This is a genomic window from Marinifilum breve, from assembly GCF_003202155.1.
Taxonomy (GTDB): Bacteria; Bacteroidota; Bacteroidia; order Bacteroidales; family Marinifilaceae; genus Marinifilum; species Marinifilum breve.
In genome coordinates this window covers 1-668 of sequence record NZ_QFLI01000075.1, presented here as the reverse complement: position 1 = coordinate 668, position 668 = coordinate 1, and the positions used below count along the sequence as shown (strand labels likewise).

Annotated in this window: 1 protein-coding gene; it reads right to left on the bottom strand. The window is 46.3% G+C overall.

The features are described 5' to 3' along the window. The coding region (locus DF185_RS24795) for an exonuclease/endonuclease/phosphatase family protein (protein WP_165836115.1) at nucleotides 1-285 on the bottom strand (285 nt) is incomplete at its 3' end. Between the last annotated feature and the right edge of the window lie 383 nt (nucleotides 286-668).

The following is a 668-nucleotide window of genomic DNA, read 5'->3' as shown; positions in this document are numbered from 1 at the left end:
GTTGCTATCATTGGTGGGTGCATAACATTGGATAATATTCATTAAGATCCCCTCCTTCTTTGTTTTGAATGATGCTTTGATGATTCTGGATCCGTGGGATTCCCATCCTACAAGTGCATTTCGTGCTACTTTGGACAGCATTAGAGCAACTCCCTGTGTGTGTGGAGCATTTTCCTCTTCGTGACCGGAGTATAGCAGCATCTCTCCCGTAGCTAGCCTTTTCTGTCCAGCTTGGGTCCAGTGGGTTTCGCTGATTCCCAGTACTGCCAAGTTGTATCTCCTCATTTCCGTTGCTATTTGGCTGGTCTTCCCGGTTTCCCACATTGTTCTAACGTTCCATGTACCTATAAAAATTTTTGCTCTGGTTGTTAGAAGGGGCATCGGCCTCGTGGCTTCCGAACGAACTCGGCTTTCACCATGAAGCGTCATAATTCTTCTAAATGAAGACCTTCTAACTCCCAGGGCAGAGTTAAAATGGTTTGAATTATTTTTTCTGGTAAGCGTTTTTTTAGCGAGTTAGTTTTCTACGGGATGGGGACGCTAACCCCATGCCCAACCCTCCTCCTTTACCCGGGCTTGGGACCGGCAGTAACTCTAGAAGAGCTACAGGCGTTGACTAAGTTAACTGAAGAATGCCGATTAGCACGAAGACTGAGTCCAGAGTTTCT